This window comes from Solwaraspora sp. WMMD937, assembly GCF_029581175.1.
Lineage (GTDB): Bacteria > Actinomycetota > Actinomycetes > Mycobacteriales > Micromonosporaceae > Micromonospora_E.
Genome location: NZ_CP120738.1, coordinates 3,993,360 through 4,012,814, shown reverse-complemented (window position 1 = coordinate 4,012,814; position 19,455 = coordinate 3,993,360). Strand labels below are relative to the sequence as shown.

Below are 19,455 nucleotides of genomic sequence, written 5' to 3'. Positions count from 1 at the left end.
GTGTCGGTGGCCGATGCTGACCACATGAGAAGTTCAGTTGGCACGAAGGCATTCACCGGTGCTGCGGCGGGGGCGGTCGCGATCCTGGCCCTCACCGGCTGCGGGTCCGGCGGCTCCCACACCGCTGCGGATCCACTCCCGGTCGCCGCGGTCGACACCGTCGACTACAGCGACTTCGGTCTCTCCAGCGACGACCGGCCCGGCTGGTGGGACGGCCGCCGTGGCGCGTGGGGGCGACCCGGCCCACGCGTCGGCTGGCTACGCGGCCTCGGGGCGGGCGGTGCCGGTCTGCACGGCGAGATGACCGTACAGACCGACGGCGGGCCGCGCACGCTCGTCGTGCAGCGCGGCACGGTCGACTCCATCGACGGCAGCACGATCAGCGTCGAGTCGGCGGACGGCTTCGTCCTCGACTGGACCTGCGCCGACGAGTGCCGGGTGATCGACGACGGCGACGAGGTCAAGCTGTCCAGTCTCGACGTCGATGCCGAGGTCGGCGTCCGCGGACTCCGTGACGGCGAGGAACTGCTCGCCCGGATCGTGCTGCGACCCGAGACGGACTGACCCGCACGTCGCAGTGACCTGTAGTGACCCGTAGTGACCCGCACCGCCGGGCACGCGGCCCGCGCGGTGGACTCCGGTCCCACGACAGCCGCGTGGGCCGCGGTCGATCCGGGCGTCGAGTGCCTTGCCGCGCCGGTCCGGCACCCGGATCGCCGACCCTCCTACAGCGTGATCTGCCAATTCTGCTGCAGGAACTGACGCAGCGCCGCGACGCCCGGTTCCACCGCCGCCCGATACGCTCCGGACCTCGCTTCCAGAACGTTCCGGATTTCCTCGTCGTCCAGCACACCTACGGCATTGGCCAGACTTGTGACCTCGTACAGGTAGACGTTCCCGTTTTCGGTCTTGCCGTGCAGGACATGCCCGTGCTCGTGCCAGATCACCGCTGAGCGGTAGGCCATGGTTCCGTCGAAAACCCCTTCCTGGATCACCAGCGTGTCGAGCGCGACGGTGCCGATGATCCCGTCCCAGTCCACGTCGTCCTCGACGTACTTGCGGACCTCGGGCGCGGCCATTTGCTTCTTCACCCAGTTCACCTGGATCGCCGACTTCAGACAGATGGCCGGGTTCTCGGCCGTGCCGACGGACATCGACTGCGGAACGACGACAACGTTCACGCCGTTGGCGACCTGCCCCAGAATGGCACCTGCCTGCTGCAGCATGGCGTTACTGATCACGTGCCGAACTCCTGTCTCGATCAGGATGGACAACCCGGTCCGCGCACGAGAAGCAGACACCCAACGGGCATCGACAAGGAGCGTGTATCTGGTGCGGAGCGAACAGACCGGGTGGATTCACGTAGTGGTCGACCCGGACGTCGGGCGAATTCTGAATCCGCCTCGACAATAGTCGAACGGCGACCGTGGTCACCACGGTCGCCACGGTCCGGATCACGACAAGGGGTGGATGCCCAGGGCGCCGGCCAGGGCGGCATCGACGGCCCGCTACGGCATCCGACGTACGGGATACGCTCCGACGATGCGGGTGAGCGGGCACGCTGCGGCGGCGGGCACGGCGGTGCCGATCGCCACGCCACGGCTGGTGGGACGGTCCGGTGAGGTGGCGACGCTGGCCACAGCGCTCGCCCGTCCCCCGGCGGTGGTCCTGCTGGAGGGTGAGGCGGGGATCGGCAAGAGCCGGCTGGTGCGGGAGACGTCGGCAGCCGGGGCCGGTCTGCGCCCCGGCACCCTGCTGGCGGTCTGCCCACCGCTACGCGAATCGCTCACCCTGGCGCCCATCGTGGACGCGCTGCGCGATGTCCGGCCACGGCTGGCCGGGGTGGGGCTGAGCGCGTTGGCCGGGGCACTGCGCCCGCTCCTGCCGGAATGGTCGGCCGAGCTGCCACCGCCACTGGACCCGGTGGACGACGCCACCGCGGCCCGGCACCGGCTGTTCCGGGCGTTGGACGAGCTGATCCGTGCGCTCGACGTCGACCTGCTCGTCGTCGAGGACGCGCACTGGGCCGACGAGGTCACTCAGGAGTTCCTGGTGTTCCTCGCCGCCCGACCGGCCCCCGGTGGGCCGAGCCTGCTGGTCACCTACCGGCCCGAGGAGGTCGACGACCGCTCGCTGCTGCTGCGGCTGTCCCGGCCGGCGGCCGGCGGCGGCGCCCGGCTGCGGATCACCCTGGCGCCGCTGGACGTGGCCGACACGGCGGCGATGGTCTCGTCGATGCTGGACGGCAATCCCATGTCGACCGAGTTCGCCACCTTCCTGCACCAGCGCACGAGCGGCGTGCCGCTGATGGTCGAGGAGTCGGTACGCCTGCTGTGTGACCGGGCCGACATGGTGTTCCGGGACGGACGCTGGGTGCGGTTGAGCCTGAGTGAGCTGCAGGTGCCGGCGTCGGTGCGGGACTCGACCCGGGAACGGGTCGGGCGGCTGACCCAGGCCGCCCAGCGGGTGCTGCGCGCCGCCGCCGTACTCGGCGAACCCGCCGACGAGGCCACCCTGGCTGCCACCGCCGGCCTGCTGACCCGGGCCTGCCGGGCCGGTCTGACCGAGACGGCCACCGCCGGTCTGCTGGACAGCGACGAGCGTGACCACCCCGGCGGCGGTCGGTGGCGGTTCCGGCACGCCCTCGCCGCCACCGCCGTCTATGAGGCCATCGCGCACCCCGAGCGGCGTACGCTGCATCTGCGGGCCGGACAGGCGGTCGAGGGTCTGGATCCGCCCCCGGTCGCCCAGCTGGCCCGACACTTCCGCGAGGCGGGTGACGTGGCGCGCTGGGCCCGGTACGCGGAGGCCGCCGCCGATCGGATGATCGCCTCCGGCGACCACACCACCGCCGCGGTCGCCCTCGACGAGCTGCTGACCGTGGCGGGACTGGCGGCACCGGACCGGGCCCGGATCGCCCGTACCGCCGCCGTCGCCGCACTCGGCCGCCGCGAACCGGTCGACGACGTCTACCACCGGGTGGTCGCCACCCTGCGGGCCGTGCTGGAGTCGACCCAGCTGACCGCGCGGCAGCAGGCCGACATCCGCAACCCGCTGGGCCGGCTGCTGATCATCGGCGGTGAGGCACAGGCCGCGCTCACCGAACTCGGCCGGGCGGTGGAGCACCTGGCCGACCCGGTGGAGGCGGCCCGTGCGATGACCTACCTCGGCTGGGCGTACGCCGGCCCGTGGCCGGCCGCCACCCATCTGCGGTGGCTGCACCGGGCCGCCGAGCTGATCCCGCGGATCCCGTCCGCCGCCGACCGGATGTCGCTGGCCGGCAACCGGGCGGCGGCGCTGCTGATGCTCGGCGAACCGCAGGCCTGGGAGGTGGTGGCCGGGCTGCCGACCGACGGCGCGGCGCCGGCCGAACGGCGGGACATCGCCCGGATCCACGCCAACGTCGGCACCGGGGCGCTGATCTGGGGCCGGTACGCCGACGCCGGGCGGCACCTGTCGGTGGCGCTGGCTCTCGCCGACGCCGAGGGTCTGGTCCGGCTGCGCTACAACGTCCTGGTCGAGCAGGCCAACCTGGACTGGTTCACCGGCCGGTGGGACGGCCTGGCCGACCGGGCCGCCCAACTGGCCGAGGCGGACCGGGACCGGCCGGGCGTCTATCTGGGGAGTCTGCGGCTGGCCGGCCGGCTGGCCGCAGCCACCGGTCAGCTACGCCACGCCGAGCAGCAGTTCCAGGTGGTGCTGGACGAGGCGGCCCGGCGCGGCGCGGTCGACGACACGGTGGAGCCGGCCGCCATGCTCGCCCGGCTTTGGCTCGACGACGGACAGGCCGATCGGGCGGTGCGGGTCACCGATGGTCCGATCGGGGCGGTCGCCGCCAAGCGGGTCTGGGTGTGGGCCACTGACATCGCCCCGGCGCGGGTGGCGGCGCTGCTCGCCGCCGGCCGGCCGGACGAAGCGGCCGAACTCGTGCGTCGATTCGCCGGCGGGCTACGCGGCCGGGCCGCGCCGGGCCCGGCGGCCGCGCTGGCGGTGTGCCGGGCCGCGCTGGCCGACGCAGCCGGTGACCATGACCGGGCGGCGGCCGGCTTCGACCGGGCCGCCCGCGCGTGGGCGGCGCTGCCCCGCCCGTACGACGCGCTACTCGCCCGGGAGCGGCAGGCACTGGCGTTGCTGGCCGCCGAGCGGGCCGAGCCGGGACGGGCGCTGCTGGTCGAGGTGTACGACGGTCTGGCTGACCTCGGCGCGCGCGGTGCCGCCGACCGGGTGGCGCGACGGCTACGCGAACACGGCGGGGAGGTGCCGCGCCGGTGGCGGGGCGGTCGCAAAGGGTACGGCGACCGGCTGTCCCCGCGCGAGCTGGACGTGGTCCGGTTGGTGGTGGCCGGGCACACCAACCGGGAGATCGGCCGGATCCTCGCCAAGTCGTCGGCCACAGTGGATCAGCAGCTCCGATCGGCGATGCGCAAGCTGCGGGTGTCCAGCCGTACCGCGCTGGCGGTCGCCGCCGTGGAGGCCGGCGTCCTTGCGGCGGACGACTGAAACGGCCCGGCAACCCGGTCGAAACCGGATCGGGCACATCGACCGCGACCGGTCGATTCTTTGACGTATCTGCTGGATAGCTAACGATCCGCCGGCTCAGCAGCATGACTTGCATGCACGAGCCACCAGGGCGGTCAACAGATGAACCCGCGCCCGAATCCGACCCCGAATCCGACCGACCCGTACCCGGTGGACCCGAGGCGGACGCGGACGCGGCACCCGACGGTGGCACCGGTACCTGCGCGACCTGCAGCGCGGAACGCCGCGACCCGTACCAACCCCTGTGAGGGGCGCGGCGTGCCCACCCGCGTGGCCGATCCCACGGAAGGAACCCCCCAATGAAACCCATCGCACGAGCGTTGTCGCTGGTGCTGCTGGCCGGTGTGGCGTTGGCCGCACCGAATCCGGCGGCGGCGGCACCCCGGCCCGGCCCCGATCCGGGCGGTGACCCGGGGCGCGGCGTCGCAGACAAGATCCAGCCCGAGCTGGAGCGGTCGCTGCAGTCCGACGGCTCCACCGACCTGTGGATTCGGTTCGCCGAGCGGGCCGACCTGGCGCAGGCGAGGCAGATCGACGACTGGACGGCGCGCGGCGAGGCGGTCGCCGAGGCGCTGCGGACCACCGCCGCCACCAGCCAGACCAGTGTCCGGCACCTGCTCGACACCGAAGGCGTGACCTACCAGGCGTTCTGGGCCAGCAACGCGATCTACGTCCGGGACGGATCGTCGATGCTGGCCCAGGAGCTGGCGGCCCGGCCCGACGTCGAAGGCCTCTACCAGCCGGTCGAATACCAGCTGATCGAGCCGACCCCGGACCAGCCGGCCCGCGACGACGCCGACGGTGCGGGCGAGCGTGGCACCCAGGCCGAGGACGTCGAGTGGGGCATCGCCAACATCAACGCCGACGACGTGTGGGAGCAGTTCGGCACCAAGGGCGCCGGCATCACCGTCGCCAATCTTGACACCGGTGTCCAGTTCGACCACCCGGCGCTGGTCGCCCAGTACCGGGGCAACCTGGGCGACGGCACGTTCGACCACAACTACAACTGGTTCGACGCCGACAGCCGGTGCGGCGCGGCCCCGTGCGACCGGGGCTCGCACGGCACCCACACGATGGGCACGATGGTCGGCGACGGCGGCACCGGCAACCGGATCGGCGTCGCGCCCGAGGCGAACTGGATCGCGGCGAACGGCTGCTGCCCGACCGACGCTGCGCTGGTCGCCTCCGGCCAGTGGCTGCTGGCACCGACCGACCTCGACGGGCAGAACCCTGACGCCGGCAAACGTCCACACATCATCAACAACTCGTGGGGCAGTACGCAGCCCTCGCTGGACCCCTTCATGGAGGACGTGTCGCTGGCCTGGGACGCCGCCGGCATCCTCGGCATCTGGTCCAACGGCAACAGCGGCGCGCAGGGCTGCCAGTCCAGTGGGTCGCCCGGTAGCCGCTCCGTGAACTACTCGGTCGGCGCGTACGACGTCGACAACGAGATCGCCTACTTCTCCGGCCGCGGTCCGGGCCAGGACGGCGAGTTCAAGCCGAACATCTCCGCACCCGGGGTCGCGGTCCGCTCGTCCGGACCAGGCGACAGCTACTACAGCGAGAACGGGACCTCGATGGCCGCCCCGCACGTCGCCGGCACGGCGGCACTGCTGTGGTCCGCAGCCCCAGCACTGATCGGTGACACCGACGCGACCCGGGAGCTGTTCGACCGTACCGCGATCGACACCGCCGACCCGCAGTGCGGCGGCACCGGAGCGGACAACAACGTGTACGGCGAAGGCCGCCTCGACGCGATGGCGCTGCTGGAAGCGGCTCCGGTCGGCGACACCGGGACCCTGTCCGGTGTGGTCACCGACGCGGCGACCGGCGCGCCGGTCGAGGGCGCGACGGTGACCATCGGAGGCGAGACGGTCCGGGAGCGGGTCACCGCGGCGGACGGCTCCTACTCGGTCCGGTTGACCGTCGGGACCTACCCGGTGACGGTCACCGCGTTCGGCTACGCCGAACAGAGCACCGAGGTGACCATCACCCTGGGCGGGACGACGATCGAGGACGTCTCGCTGACCGTGCTGCCGACGATGACGCTCAGCGGGCTGGTCCGGGACGGTTCCGGGCACGGCTGGCCGCTGTACGCCAAGGTCAGCGTGGCCGGCACCGGGGTCAGTACCTTCACCAACCCGTTCAACGGCCGGTACCGGCTGGTCCTGCCGACCCACGCGACGTACACCCTGGTGGTGGAGCCGCAGTACGACGGCTACGGCACCGTCGAGCAGCCGGTGCAGGTACACGGCGGCAACCGGACCATGGACGTGGCCGCGCCGGTGCAGCGGTGCGCGTCCGCACCCGGCTACGCCTTCTCCGCCGGGATCGGGATCCTCGGCGACGAAGCCGGAAAGATCGGCGCCTTCCTCGACGACCAGGGCGTCCCGACCACCGAGGTCGGCTGGGACACCGACGTGTCCGGCTACGACGCGATCATCGTCAACCGGCCGAGCAACCCCGGCGAGGAGACGTTCCTGCGGTTCCTGGCGGACACCGACGCGGCCGGCGTGGGTGTGCTGTTCCTGGACACCTGGTCCAACGTGGGTGGTAACGGCATCTACCTGCTCAGCCAGTACACCGGTAACCCGGGGGCCCGCAGCAGCGGCATCGTCTACGACACCGAGGGCGACCTGTCGTACCAGGTGATGCAGGAACACCCGGTGGTGGAAGGGTTCCCGCTCGGCGGACGGATCGCCTTCGACGAGACGGACAACTACTCCAAGTACTACGGCTTCTTCGACGCCTACGGCGGCGAGGGTCGGATGGTGGTCGCCAACGCCGTCACCTCGGAAGTCGGCACCGTCGGGGTCGGCATCGGGGTGCAGCAGCGGACGAACAACCGGCACGTGCTGCTGTCGATGCACGCCGCCAGCTACAACACCGGGCCGCAGACCTGGCACGACGACAGCGCCCGGGTCTTCAGCAACGCGGTGGACTGGATCGCCGAGACCGAGTTCGAGTGTGTGAAGGTCGAAGGCGGGCTGGCCGTCGGCTTCGTCCGGGACGCCAACACCGGCACCGGGCTGGCCGACGCCGAGGTGACGCCGGTGGACGGCTCCGTCGGCACCCGTACCGTCGCGACGCCGCAGGACCCGGACCTCGACGACGGCTTCTACGCCCTGTTCTCCCCCGCCGGCCGGCACCGGATCACCGCTTCGGTGAACCAGTACGCGGAGCTGGCCCGATGGGCAGAGGTCACCGAGGACTGGGTCACCCGGCACAACTACAAGCTGGCGGCCGGACGACTGACGGTGACCGGCTCGCCGGTCGAGGCGACGGTGCCGCTCGGCGGAGCGACGACCGCCGAGGTCACGGTCACCAACACCGGCGGCGCGCCCGCCGAGGTGGAGCTGAGCGAACGAGCCGGTGAGTTCGAGATCCAGCGCGCCGACGGTTCGCGGGCGGCGTCGCGCCAGATCGCGGCGGCCGCCGGGGCACCGACCCGCCGGATTCCACTCGACGCGCCGATCGAGCAGCTCGCCGGGGCCGCGTCGGCGACGGTGTTCGGACCGGGTGCCGCACCGGCGGCGACCCCTGCGGCTGAACCATGGCTCAGCCTGCCGGGGCTGCCCCGGACGGTGATGGACAACAGCGCGGTCACCGTCGACGGCAAGTTGTACTCGTTCGGCGGGTCCAGCGGATTGTCGTCGCTGGCGCAGGTGTACGTCTACGACCCGGTCACCCAGGCCTGGTCCCGGCTCGACGACATGCCGCACGGTGCCCGCAGCCAGGCCGCCGAAGGCGTCATCGGCGACAAGGTCTACCTGGTCAGCGGGTGGAGCACGTTGAACACCGACACGCTGATCTTCGACCCGGCCACCGGCGGGTGGAGCACGGGTGCCGACGTGCCGGCCGCGTCGGCCGCCGCCGGATCGGCGGTGCTCGACGGCGAGTTGTACGTGGTCGGCGGCTGCACCACGACCAGCTGTGCCCCGTACAGCGACCAGGTGTTCCGCTACGACCCCCGGGCCGACGCCTGGGACACCGTCGCCAGCTACCCGGTGCCGATCGCCTGGCAGTCCTGCGGCGCGGTCAGCGGCGGGATCGTCTGTGCCGGTGGACTGTCCAACAGCCAGCCGGTGACCGCCAGCTACTCCTACGACCCGGCCAGCGACTCCTGGACGCAGGTGGCGGACCTGCCGGTGAACCTGTGGGGTTCGGCGTACCACACCGCCGACAACCAGCTGCTGATCTCCGGTGGCGGCACCGGCACCCAGGCGATCACCAACGAGGGGTACGCCTACGACCCGGCGACCGACGCGTGGTCGCCCCTGCCGACGGCGAACAGCCCCGGCTTCCGGCCGGGCAGCGCCTGCGGGCTCTACCGGGTCGGCGGATCGGCGATCTCCGGATTCCAACCGACCAGCACAGTGGAACTGCTGCCCGGCTTCGACCAGTGCGGGTCGATGACGGACACCGAATGGTTGACGGTGGACCCGGGCACCGCCACGATCGCCCCCGGCGAGAGCCTCACGGTGACGCTGACCCTCACCGCCGAGGTGGCCCAGCCGGGCACCTACACCACCGGCGTCACCGTCTTCGAGGACACGCCGTACGCGGTGGACACGGTGCCGGTGACGATGACCGTCACCCCGCCGGACACCTGGGGCAAGATCACCGGTACGGTCTCCGCCGTGGGCTGTGACGGCGACCTGACCCCGATCACCGGGGCGACGGTGCAGTTGAGCACGTGGACGATGGAGCTGCCGTTGACCACCGACGCCGACGGCGGCTACGCCCACTGGCTCGACCACCGGCACAACCCGGTCACGATGATCGTGGCAAAGGACGGCTACATGCCGCAGACCCGCCAGACCCAGGTCACCGCCGGTGACGTACGGGTCGAGGACTGGGCACTGCGCCAGGTGTGCGGCCGATCGGCGGGAGCGCTGGAGACCAGCTGACCCGTGACCCGGCTCGCCGGTAGATGACCCGTCGACGGTGAGCCGGCCCGAGCGTACGCCCCGAGGTGACCCCTCGGGGCGTACGCCATTGTCGGCCGACTCAACGGCTCACCGGCTTCCTGCTCGCGGGCCGGCGGCGGACCAGTGCGGGCAGCCACGGCAGCACCGCCACGAGGGACAACAGCGCCAGCAGCGGCAGCCGCCACGTCCAGGAGACACCGGCCGGCGGCGGATCAACGGCGGCGGCGACCCACGGCCGCGCGGACTTCGACCAGGCGAGGAACGCGTCACCGATCGGCATCAGCCCGAACGCGTACCGCCGGGTGTTCGGGGTGTCGACCGGCAGGCCGGCGAAGTCGCCGTAGCTGGCCAGCGCGGCGGCCAACGCCGCGTCGCCGTGCACCTGGGCCGCGCCGAGGGTGACCACGGTGGCCGACAGGCTCACCCCCAGCGGCAGCGGCCCCGAGTCGACGTCGGCCGGGCCGCTGGTGCCGTCCCGGTACTCCAGCACCGCTGGGCCGAGCCGCAGCGGTGCGGCCACGAACCCGTCCCGGAAGGTCAGGTACTGCTCCCGGGCGAACGCCGCGTCGATCTCCGGCAGGAACCGGTGGATCAGGCTCTGCGAGGTGCCCCGGGCCACCTCGGCCGGCGCGCCGGTCACCGGATCGACCCGGTGTGGCAGCAGGCCGGTGGCCGGGTCGAGACGCTGCCGTACGCCGGCCAGCCAACGCGCCACCGTACCGTCGAAGCGGTCCGGCAACAGGCTGTCGTGCAGCCGCAGCGAAGCCACCGCCACCGTGGAGTCCACCGGCCAGGCCTGCCCATGGTACGCCGGCAGGTACGGCGACCCGGTTGTGTCCAGTGAGGTGTCGAAGGCCGCGCCGAGGTCCGCCGCGGCCCCGGTGAACCGGGCCAGCTCATCTCGGTCCCGACCGCCCGGCGGTTGCAGGCTGAGTACGCCGCCGCGCAGCCAGTTCGTCCAACCCTGGTAGAACACGCCGTACGCCGGGGTCAGGTCGGCGGGAAACGGTGCCCGGCCGGCCGGTGACTCAAGTCTGGTCAACGCCCACCGGGCCTCGGCCAAGGCCTCGGTCCGCTCGCCGGCCGGAGCGCGCAGCCCGAGGTCGACCCAGGCCAGCCCGTACATCGCGTGGCTGAAGAAGTAGCCTTCCGGGAAGAGCCGCTGTGCCTGTTCACCGGCCCCGTCGTCCAGCGCCGCCCGCAGGAAGGTCAGCTGCCGCCGTACGCCGGGCGGTTCCGCCTCGGGCCCGGCGGTGGCCGGTGCGACCAGACGCACCGCACCGACCACCGCCGCCGATCCGACCAGTACCGCGACCACCACCCGCAGGGCCCGGCCGACGCCCGAGGTGGGCGACGGGCCGGACCGACGACGCTGCTCGATCATGGGCCCATCCTGTCAACCGTGCGGGCCCGCCCGGACCGGGCCTCAGCTGAGCGTGCAGGCCGCCGACACCGCGGCGTCGCCGACGCCGGAGGCGAGGAACCCGAAGCTGGCGGTGCCACCGGCCGGCAGGTTGCCGTTCCAGCTCACGTTGCGGGCGGTGACCACCGAGCCGGTCTGGGTCACGCTGGCGTTCCATGCCTGGTTGACCTGCTGACCGCCGCCGAGGGTGAGCGTCGCGGCCCACGCCGACGTCGCCGCCGACCCGGCGTTACGGACACTCACCTCGCCCTGGAAGCCGCCGTTCCACTGGCTGACCACCCGGTAGGTGGCGGTGCAGTCCCTGCCGGCCGGTGGGGTGGTCGGCGCGACCGTCGGCGTCGGGGTGACCGGTGGCGTGGTCGGCGCGACCGTCGGCGTCGGGGTGACGGTGCCGAGGAGTCGCGCGATCGCCGGCGCGAACCGGCCGGCCATCTTGCGGAACCCGGCGTCGTTGGGGTGTACGCCGTCGCCGGTGTCCGTCGCGGCGTCGAATCCGGTCCACTGGTCCACCACGGCGATCGGTGACCGGGCGGTGGTCAGGCCGGTGGCCCAAGTGGCGATCCGGTTGTTGAGCGTCACCGTGTCGGCCGGGCAGGTCGTGCAGCCGTGGTGCGGGATGATCTGCGCGACGAGGATCTTCATGTCCGGGTTGTTTGCCCGCATCTGCCCGACCAGTTTGGTGAACGCGGCCATGATGGTGTCCATCGACTGCCAGCCGCCCCACAGGTCGTTGGTCCCCAGGTGCATCACGACGATGTCCGGGGCCGCCGCGCTCAACCACGGCGGCAGTTGGTTGTTGTCGGCGATGCCGACCGCCGAGAAGCCACCGTGGCCCTCGTGGTCGGGGTCGTACGAGAAGCCGTAGTTGCAGCTACCGCCGTCGGTGGCGCTGCCGACGAAGTCGATGTCGGTGTGCCCGGCGCTGCGCAACTGGTCCCAGACGAGGGCCCGCCAGCAGCCGGGGCCGGCGGTGATCGAGTCGCCCAGCGGCATGATCCGGACCGGGTCGGCGGCCGACGCCGCAGGTGCCGTCGTCACCGCCAGCCCCAGAGCCATGGCGAGGGCGGCGAACAGCGAGCACACGAGGGCTCTTCGTAGCATGGTCTGCGTTCCTTTCGAGGTCACACTGGACCTGCCGGTCACCCGAGTGGTGACCGGCAGGTGCCGTGGAAGGACCGTCGATGGGAGCGCACCCCCAGCTTTGTTTAGCTTCCCGACTAAGTCAAGCAACACGTCCCACCGGCTACCGTGGTCGCGTACGACGGTCGCGAGTCCGACGACACGGGCCGCCGCACCCCGGCTCATGCGGCCTCGGGTCGCGCACCGGCTGGAGAGGACTGGGCGATGAACCATGGCAAGCGGATCCGCGATCCCATGGACAGCGGTGACCGGTCGCACAACCGCGGCGATGTCGACGCCGCCATCCGTGCCTACCGGGGCCGACCACCTCCCCGGCTGACGCCGGGACTGGAGGAGGTCAACGCTCGTAGTGGTACCGGCAGGCGACGATCTCGACGTCCTCCTTGGTGATCCGGTACACGAGTCGGTGTTCGCGATCGATCCGGCGGGACCAGAATCCGGACAGCTCGCCACGAAGGGGCTCCGGCTTGCCAATGCCCTCGTAACCGTTACGCATCACGTCGGCGATGAGGTCGTTGATGCGTTTGATCAACTTTCGATCCGTATGGCTGAGGTACTGGGCCCATGCTGTCGCGGTGAAAACCAGTCTCACGCAACGTCCCGTACGGCGGTTGGATCGACGAGCTGCTGCTCCTGCGCGTCGCCGTTTTCCAGCTCTGCGATCGATCGCCGCAGGGCTGCAGCGTTGCTCGGGTTACGGAGCAGGTACTCGGTCTCCTTCATCGACTCGTACTCGGCGAGCGGCACGATGACGACCGGCTCATGACCCGACCGGGTCACCACGACCTCCTCGGCGTCGTTGACGACGCTGTCGAGCTCGGCGGCCAGATTCTGCCTCAGCTGGGTGAAGTTCACCGTCCGCATGATCACCTCCACGCAGGTACAGAAAATTGTACCTGAAGCGGCGGTTTCGGTCATGCCCGACGGTCGGGTCGGTCGCCCAGCGCGTCGGCGATCATGCGTTCGCCGGCCTGCCGGTGGACGTCCGGGTCGTCGGCGTACCCGCTGCCGAGCACCAGCTCACCCGGCAGGAACCGGGTCACCAGCAGTTTCGCCTCGGCGTTGCCGTACGCCAACGTCGGGGCGCGGCCGATCCTGGTCCACGGGCGCAGCCAGTGCTGGTGGGCGTGCAACTCGCGAGCGAGGTGATGGTCACCGTCGCCGCCGGCCTTGACGATGCACCGCGACCCGGCATGCGTCACCTCCAGGACGGTGGTCGCCACCAGGCCCCAGCTGTGGTCCCGCTCGACGCTCACGCCGGGCAGCCAGCGGTCCAACAACGACCGCTGCTGCCCGGTGAGCGTGCCGAGCGCCGGGTCCACAGCCCTGGACCCTACGGGCGTACACGCCGGCCTACGGGCAGACGGCCACGTCGACGGCGATGGGCTGACGACTGTCCGGGTGCGTTGCGCGTATGTCACACCCGAGCCTGCCGAATGCCGGGGCTTGTCAGTTCGTGCAGAGCGCGCTGACCGTGACGTTGTAGACGTGCCAGGATCCGTCCGGCGCGGTGAACACGTTGCTGGCATTCGTCGCCCAGTTCGCGCAGGCCACGCCGACGGCGAGAATGTCCGCGCGGGCAGCCTGGGCCCCGTTCTGGATCGCGCTGGTCGAGGTGGCACCGCTGCCCTGCCGGGTAGCAGAGCGGGCAACGGTGTACGACGGTGGCGGCGGGGCCGGTACGCAGTAGCCGGTGGCTGTCGCCTCGTAGACGTACGCCGAGCCGTCGGGCGCGGTGTAGAGGTGTCGCGGCGCAGAGACCGTGACATTGCTGCAGGTCTCGCCGAGGTTTGCGGCGAGTGAGGTGAGCGCCGCGCGGGCGTTGTTCGCCGCGTTCTGCTGGCCGGCGGTTGGGCTCGGCCCCCACCCGGTAGATGTCGCCGACCGCCACGCGGCAGCCTGCGCTGCTGCCGCCGGGAGCAGGAAGAGCCCCACGGTGACAGCCAGAGTGACGACCGTCAGCCGGCGGAGCGACCTGCTGATCAGTCCACCCATTCGCCTGCCGAAACCATTCATGCGTTTGCCCCTTTCCGACCGTTAATCATTGCTTTGCTTCGATGTCCACGACGCCTTCTCTGTGATACTAGTCAATGTCTTGGAATCTCGAACCGACAGAGTTGACTCAGCCCTGCCGGTAACCTGGCCGACGGCTGGCACACCGATCACCTCGTAGGTGACCGAGCCGGTCCGCGGTTGACCTCGAGCGCGCTCCAGGTGCAATCCTGAGTCGCAACAGGATCATCGGAAGGAGCACATGACGATGGAACAGCGGCCTCTCGGCAGCATCGGACCGGTCAGCGTCCTCACCCTCGGCGGGGGTGGGCTGGGCCAGGTGTGGGGCGTCACCGACCGGGACGAGGCGGTGGCGACCGTACGGGAGGGGGTCGATGCCGGTATCGACCTGCTCGACGTCGCACCCGGCTACGGCGACGGCGAGGCGGAGCGGGTGGTCGGCGCGGCGTTCGACGGCGGTCTGCCGGCCGGCGTACGGGTCGTCACCAAGTGCGGGCTGGGCAACCCGGCCGCCGGTGACGTCGCGGCCCTGCTGGAGAAGTCCCTCGACGACAGCCTGCAGCGGATGCGACTGTCGTTCGTCGACGCGCTACTGCTGCACAATCCGATCGTGGCACAGGCCGCCCCGGGCACCACCGGGGTCACCTCCGCCGATCTGTTCACCGAAGCCGTCCGGCCGGCGTTCGAGGACCTGGTCCGGCGCGGCCGGATCGGCGCCTGGGGGATCACCGCCGTCGAGGAGCCGGACGTGATCATCCGGGTGCTCGGCGATCAGCCGTCCCCGGCGGTCGCCCAGTGTGTGACGAACCTGCTGGACTCCCCCGGCGATCTCCTGATGCCCGGCAGCGAGGGCTCCCGGCCACGCGACATCCTGACGGCCGCCGGCCGGCACGGCGTCGGAGTGATGGGCATCCGGGCGGTCGCGGCCGGCGCGTTCACCGACGCCGTTGACCGGGACCTGCCGCCGGAGCATCCGACCATGGTCGACTTTCGGCGGGCCGCGCCGCTACGCGAGCTGGCCGGCGAGCTGGGTGAGTCGGCCGCCTCGCTGGCGCACCGGTACACCCTGTCGATGCCCGGCGTCGACACTGTGGTCCTCGGTGTGAAGAACCGCACCGAGCTGCGCGAATGCCTTGCGGCGGAGGCCGCCGGTCCGCTTCCGGCCGACCTGATGGGGATCATCGAGGCCCGCGTCGGCGCTCAGATGTCCAAGTAGTCGGGCGGCACCGCGTCGGTGAGCCACACCCCGTTGGCGCTGCGGTAGAACAGGTGACCATCGCGGGCCATCGCCGCCGAATCGACGGTGAGGATTACGACGCCACCGGCCCGTCGGGCGCCGACCCGGCGGGCCGTGTGGGTGTCCGCCGACAGGTGCACGTGGTGCCGCCTGGCCCGGTGCAGCCCGGTGGCCCGGATCGAGTCGAGCGCGGCGGCGGTGGTGCCGTGGTAGAGCCGCTCCGGCGGAGGCAGCGCGACCAGCCCCAGGTCGATCGGGACCGAGTGTCCCTGGTTCGCCCGGATCTGCTCGGTGCCGTCGGGGTCGCGGCGCAGCGCGAACCGTTGTTTGCCGTCCCGCTCGACGACGGTGTCCAACTCCAGCCGGGTGATCCGCAGCGCGTCGAGCAGGTCCGTCACCCGGACCCAGCCGGCCGGGTCCAGTTCGAGATCGAACCGGTCGGGCGCGTGACGCAGCGCCAGCGACATCCGCTTGCTCATTCTGACCAATACCTTGTCGTTCACACCGGCATTGTCGCCGTACGGCGCACCCGCCCGCATCGACATTGCCGCCAGCCGAGCACACCCCACCAGAGCATCACCGGTAGATGCAGGAGGTAGCCGAGCTGTTCCGCAGCTGCCGACGGGCCGTCGGTCCCGGTTGTCCACGGTAGAACCACAGCGGCGGCACCGGACACTGCGACGGCCACCCCGGCACGGCGCAGCCCGGTCGGCAACGCGATGCCGGACGCGGCCGCCAGGGTCGCAGCCACCCAGAGCACCGTCCTGGAGATCCCGGTCGTGGCTGCCCTGGCCGGCGAACGGAGCCGAAGTGTCAGCCGGGTGTGATTACCTACCGCTATGCCGCACCCGATCATGTTCGACGACGCCGACCCGCTGCTCGCCGAGGTACGCCGGCTCGCGCTGGCCTTCCCCGACGCCGCCGAGAAGATCTCGCATGGGCATCCGGCGTTCTACACCACCAAGGTGTTCGCCTACTACGGCGGCTCGGTGAAGGTCGAGGGCGTCTACCAGCAGCATGATCACTCCGTACTGGTGCTGGTGGACCCGGACGAGCGGGCGGCGCTGCTGGCCGAGCCGCGCTGTTACGCCCCGGCGTACCTGGCCAGCTCCGGCTGGGTGGGGGTGGATCTGGCCGACGACACCGACTGGGCGGAGATCGGCGAGCTGCTCGACGCCAGCTACCGGCGGACCGCCGGGCCTCGCCGGGTGGCCCGGCTCGACGCCCGGTAGGTCGACGCATCAACAGGTCGACAGAACCCCATCCGACGGAACCCGATATCGATCACACAAACTATCCGGAATTTATCCGATCTCCATCATGGACTCCGACTTGTCGCACTGATAGAGGTAGGGGTGGCATTCGACGCACCGCCCCACCATCAGCAGATCGGGGATCCGACAATGCACGAGGTGCACCGCATCATTCGCACACTGCGCACCGAGCGCGGGCTTTCCCAGCAGCAGCTCGGCGCGTTGATCCAGCTCAGCGCGTCGTCGATCGGCAGTTACGAGAACGGCCGCCTGGTCCCGGTGCAGCAGAACGCGAAGATCCTCGACGATGTGCTGGGCAGCGGCGACCGCGTGCAGCGCGCCTCCGCCGAGGCGCGCGGAATGTCCTTCGCCGGCTTCCTGCGCCCGTGGGCCGAAATGGAGGAGCGGGCCACCCTGCTGCGGTCGTTTCAGCTCGCGGTCGTCCCGGGCCTGTTGCAGACCCGGGAGTACGCCGAACGACTGCTGCGCGTCGGCCCGGTCGACGACGTGCCGACCCGGCTGGCGAACCGGCTCACCCGCCAGCAGGTGCTCACCCGCGCCGACGACCCGGCCGAGTTCATCGCCGTCATCGACCGCAGCGTGCTGCACCGTCAGGTCGGCACGCCGGAGCAGATGGCCGAGCAGCTGCGCAGTCTCGCCGAGGCGGCGGCGCGCCCCAACATCTGGGTGCACGTGGTGCCGGGCAGCGCCGACGCCTACCACGGGCTCAACGGCTCGTTCGCGATGGCGACCGTGGACGACCACGTGTTCGGCTACGTCGATTCCCATTTCGGCGGCGACGTGATCAGCAACCCGGCCGACGTGCAGACATTGGAGCGGTCCTGGGAAGGTGTCCGCAGTTATGCTCTGCCTGTCGAGGAATCCCACGACATGATCCTGAAAGCGGTGCAGACATGGAGCTGAGCACCACCCCTCGCTGGCGCAAGTCGACCCGCAGCAACCCCGCTGGCGGTGACTGTGTCGAGGTCGCCGACAACCTCCCCGGCCGGGTCCACGTCCGCGACACCAAGGACCGCGACGGCGGCACCCTGACCTTCGCCCCCGCCGCCTGGTCCGCGTTCGTCACCCTGGCCAGGACCACGTCCGTACGCTGACCGGCTCCGCCAACCAGCGGCGGTAGCGCCGCAGTGACCGGCGTCGCTGGAGCTGCTCCTGCATGAGGGAGACGACCGGGTCTGCCCGGCCGGGGTCGGCGGCTCCTCGCCCGACCTGGCGGAGCCGGCAGTGCACGACGGCCTGGGTGGCCGCCGAGGCCAGGTGCTTGTTCTTCCAGCGCGGGCCCGGGGCCGTGACCGCTGCTTCCTCGCCGCGCAGCCAGCGCCGCGGTAGCTCCGGGTCCACGGCGAGTGCCGTCGCCACTCCGACCACCGCCGCGCCCTGGGCGCGTACCCGCTCGGCGACGGCGCGCCGTCGCACGCCGCCGGTCAGCATCACCGGCACCGGGGCCTGCGGGATGATCGTCGCGGCGGCGTCGAGGAAGTACGCCTCCCGGGCGAGGGTGTGTCCGTCCGCCGGGTAGCCGTTGGTGGCCAGGCTCTCCACCGACCCTCCGGAGAGTTCGACCAGGTCGACGCCGGTGTCGGCGAGCATGCCGACCACCTGCCTGGCGTCGTCCGGGGCGAACCCGCCGCGCTGGAAGTCGGCGGTGTTGAGCTTGACCGCGACCGCCGCGCCGTCGGGCAGTCGACGCCGGACCTCGGTGACCACGTCGATCAGCAGCCGGGCCCGGTTGCGCAGTTCACCTCCCCAGCGGTCGGTCCGCCGGTTGGTCAGCGGGGAGAGGAACTGACTGATCAGGTAGCCGTGGGCAGCGTGGATCTCCACGCCGTCGAATCCGGCCTCGACCGCTCGTTGTGCCGTGCGACCGAACCGGTCGACGACCTCGTCGATCTGTTCCGGCGTCATCGCGGTGGGTTGGGCGAAGAAGCGGGACAGCCGCCCGATGCTGACCGGTATGTCGGACGCCGACCAGGCCAGCCCCGGCATGTCCGCGTAGACGACCCGACCGGGGTGGTTGATCTGCATCCAGGCGCGGGCACCGCCAGCGGTCGCCGCCGCCGCCCAGCGCCGGAACGGTTCCAGCGGGGTACGGTCCGCGAGCACGACGTCGGAGGGGTCGGCGAGGGCACGCTCGTCGACCATGACGTGCCCGGTGATCAGCAGCCCCGCTCCGCCGGCACCCCAGCGCTGGTAGAGCGTGGCGAGCTCGGTGCCGGGCAGCTGACCGTCGACGGCCAGGAACTCCTCCATGGCGGCCTTGGCGATCCGGTTCGGCAGGACCTGCCCGCTGGGCAGTTCGAGCGGTTCGGCCAGTTGGGTCATGGTGCGGCTCCTCAGACATACTTCGAGACTCGAAGCGTTTCAGACCGTAATAGTTCGAGACTCGAAGTGCAAGTGGTACCGTCGGCCGGTGGACCACCGGGACCTCGTTGACGCCATCCGCGCCAACCACGAGATCTTCATGACGGCCAGCGACCGGCTCGAACCCGCCCTGACCGCCCACGGGCTGACCAACGCGACCGCGCAGGCGCTGTGGGCGATCGACCCGACCGGACCGGCCCCGTCAATGAAGGCGCTCGCCGAGCGCTTGTACTGCAACGCCCCCAACCTCAGCTTCATCGCCAACCAGCTGATCGAGCGCGGACTGGTCGAGCGCAGCGTCGACCCCACCGACCGACGCGGCCGGGTGCTCGCCCTCACCGACAAGGGCCGAAAGGTACGCCAAGAGATCATCGCGGCGACGCTGGAGGCGAGCCCGTTCGCCGACTGCCCGCCGCAACTGCTGCACGAACTCGCCACCCTGCTCCGGCAGGTCGCCGCCGGGCACCCGCCGGCAGCAACCTGACTCCGACCGAGGCGCCACGTCTCCGCACAGCTCAGACAGATCCGGGCCAGCAC

18 protein-coding genes are annotated in these 19,455 nt (G+C 71.3%); 8 read left to right on the top strand and 10 right to left on the bottom strand.

The window, feature by feature from the left end:
* The first annotated feature begins 24 nt into the window (after positions 1-24).
* The gene (locus O7621_RS17695; RefSeq protein ID WP_282230288.1) at positions 25-564 is read left to right on the top strand and encodes a hypothetical protein; all 540 of its coding nucleotides are present in this window, start codon (positions 25-27) and stop codon (positions 562-564) included.
* Between the two features lie 161 nt (positions 565-725).
* Here O7621_RS17695 and O7621_RS17690 read toward each other — a convergent pair whose 3' ends face one another.
* Positions 726-1,241, bottom strand: a complete 516-nt coding sequence (locus tag O7621_RS17690; protein WP_282230287.1) for a hypothetical protein — start codon at positions 1,239-1,241, stop codon at positions 726-728.
* Positions 1,242-1,542: 301 nt separating this feature from the next.
* Between O7621_RS17690 and O7621_RS17685 the strand changes: the two genes are divergently transcribed.
* The gene (locus tag O7621_RS17685; RefSeq protein WP_282230286.1) at positions 1,543-4,500 is read left to right on the top strand and encodes a LuxR family transcriptional regulator; all 2,958 of its coding nucleotides are present in this window, start codon (positions 1,543-1,545) and stop codon (positions 4,498-4,500) included.
* A 338-nt stretch (positions 4,501-4,838) separates the two neighbouring features.
* The gene (locus tag O7621_RS17680) at positions 4,839-9,449 is read left to right on the top strand and encodes a S8 family serine peptidase (RefSeq protein WP_282230285.1); all 4,611 of its coding nucleotides are present in this window, start codon (positions 4,839-4,841) and stop codon (positions 9,447-9,449) included.
* Positions 9,450-9,549: 100 nt separating this feature from the next.
* Here O7621_RS17680 and O7621_RS17675 read toward each other — a convergent pair whose 3' ends face one another.
* From O7621_RS17675 to O7621_RS17650, 6 genes are all read right to left on the bottom strand, one after another.
* Positions 9,550-10,854 (bottom strand): hypothetical protein, encoded by a 1,305-nt coding sequence (locus O7621_RS17675; protein WP_282230284.1) that lies wholly within the window; start codon positions 10,852-10,854, stop codon positions 9,550-9,552.
* A 42-nt stretch (positions 10,855-10,896) separates the two neighbouring features.
* Positions 10,897-11,994, bottom strand: a complete 1,098-nt coding sequence (locus O7621_RS17670) for a cellulose binding domain-containing protein (RefSeq protein ID WP_282230283.1) — start codon at positions 11,992-11,994, stop codon at positions 10,897-10,899.
* A gap of 376 nt (positions 11,995-12,370) precedes the next feature.
* Positions 12,371-12,625 carry a Txe/YoeB family addiction module toxin gene (locus O7621_RS17665; protein WP_123601014.1) on the bottom strand — a complete coding sequence of 85 codons (255 nt, stop codon included), beginning with the start codon at positions 12,623-12,625 and terminating at the stop codon, positions 12,371-12,373.
* Positions 12,622-12,897, bottom strand: coding sequence for a type II toxin-antitoxin system prevent-host-death family antitoxin (locus O7621_RS17660; protein ID WP_123604528.1), 276 nt, complete (start codon positions 12,895-12,897; stop codon positions 12,622-12,624). Before O7621_RS17660 ends, O7621_RS17665 begins: the two co-directional genes overlap by 4 nt.
* A 50-nt stretch (positions 12,898-12,947) precedes the next feature.
* Positions 12,948-13,355, bottom strand: coding sequence for a hypothetical protein (locus O7621_RS17655; protein ID WP_282230282.1), 408 nt, complete (start codon positions 13,353-13,355; stop codon positions 12,948-12,950).
* A gap of 127 nt (positions 13,356-13,482) precedes the next feature.
* A complete protein-coding gene (locus tag O7621_RS17650) occupies positions 13,483-14,028 on the bottom strand; it encodes a hypothetical protein (RefSeq protein WP_282230281.1) in 546 nt (181 codons plus the stop codon).
* A gap of 265 nt (positions 14,029-14,293) precedes the next feature.
* Here O7621_RS17650 and O7621_RS17645 point away from each other — a divergent pair, with 265 nt between their 5' ends.
* Complete coding sequence (locus tag O7621_RS17645) at positions 14,294-15,262, top strand: aldo/keto reductase (RefSeq protein ID WP_282230280.1); 969 nt, start codon at positions 14,294-14,296, stop codon at positions 15,260-15,262.
* On the opposite strand, the gene O7621_RS17640 is transcribed toward O7621_RS17645, so the two are convergent.
* Both O7621_RS17640 and O7621_RS17635 read right to left on the bottom strand, forming a co-directional pair.
* On the bottom strand, positions 15,247-15,762 hold the full coding sequence (locus O7621_RS17640) for an RNA 2'-phosphotransferase (protein ID WP_282230279.1): 516 nt from the start codon (positions 15,760-15,762) through the stop codon (positions 15,247-15,249). The two genes, O7621_RS17645 and O7621_RS17640, sit on opposite strands and share 16 nt — an antisense overlap.
* A gap of 20 nt (positions 15,763-15,782) precedes the next feature.
* On the bottom strand, positions 15,783-16,034 hold the full coding sequence (locus O7621_RS17635) for a hypothetical protein (RefSeq protein WP_282230278.1): 252 nt from the start codon (positions 16,032-16,034) through the stop codon (positions 15,783-15,785).
* 88 nt (positions 16,035-16,122) lie between these two features.
* On the opposite strand from O7621_RS17635, the gene O7621_RS17630 reads away from it, so the two are divergent.
* The 3 genes from O7621_RS17630 (at position 16,123) to O7621_RS17620 (ending at position 17,651) form a co-directional block, all read left to right on the top strand.
* Complete coding sequence (locus O7621_RS17630; RefSeq protein ID WP_278168459.1) at positions 16,123-16,515, top strand: MmcQ/YjbR family DNA-binding protein; 393 nt, start codon at positions 16,123-16,125, stop codon at positions 16,513-16,515.
* 180 nt (positions 16,516-16,695) lie between these two features.
* On the top strand, positions 16,696-17,460 hold the full coding sequence (locus tag O7621_RS17625) for a helix-turn-helix transcriptional regulator (RefSeq protein ID WP_282230277.1): 765 nt from the start codon (positions 16,696-16,698) through the stop codon (positions 17,458-17,460).
* Positions 17,451-17,651 (top strand): DUF397 domain-containing protein, encoded by a 201-nt coding sequence (locus O7621_RS17620; RefSeq protein ID WP_282230276.1) that lies wholly within the window; start codon positions 17,451-17,453, stop codon positions 17,649-17,651. Before O7621_RS17625 ends, O7621_RS17620 begins: the two co-directional genes overlap by 10 nt.
* Here the strand turns inward: O7621_RS17620 and O7621_RS17615 are convergent.
* Positions 17,620-18,879, bottom strand: a complete 1,260-nt coding sequence (locus O7621_RS17615) for a hypothetical protein (protein WP_282230275.1) — start codon at positions 18,877-18,879, stop codon at positions 17,620-17,622. The genes O7621_RS17620 and O7621_RS17615 overlap by 32 nt on opposite strands.
* Before the next feature lie 88 nt (positions 18,880-18,967).
* On the opposite strand from O7621_RS17615, the gene O7621_RS17610 reads away from it, so the two are divergent.
* Positions 18,968-19,402 carry a MarR family transcriptional regulator gene (locus O7621_RS17610; protein WP_282230274.1) on the top strand — a complete coding sequence of 145 codons (435 nt, stop codon included), beginning with the start codon at positions 18,968-18,970 and terminating at the stop codon, positions 19,400-19,402.
* The last annotated feature ends 53 nt before the right edge of the window (positions 19,403-19,455 follow it).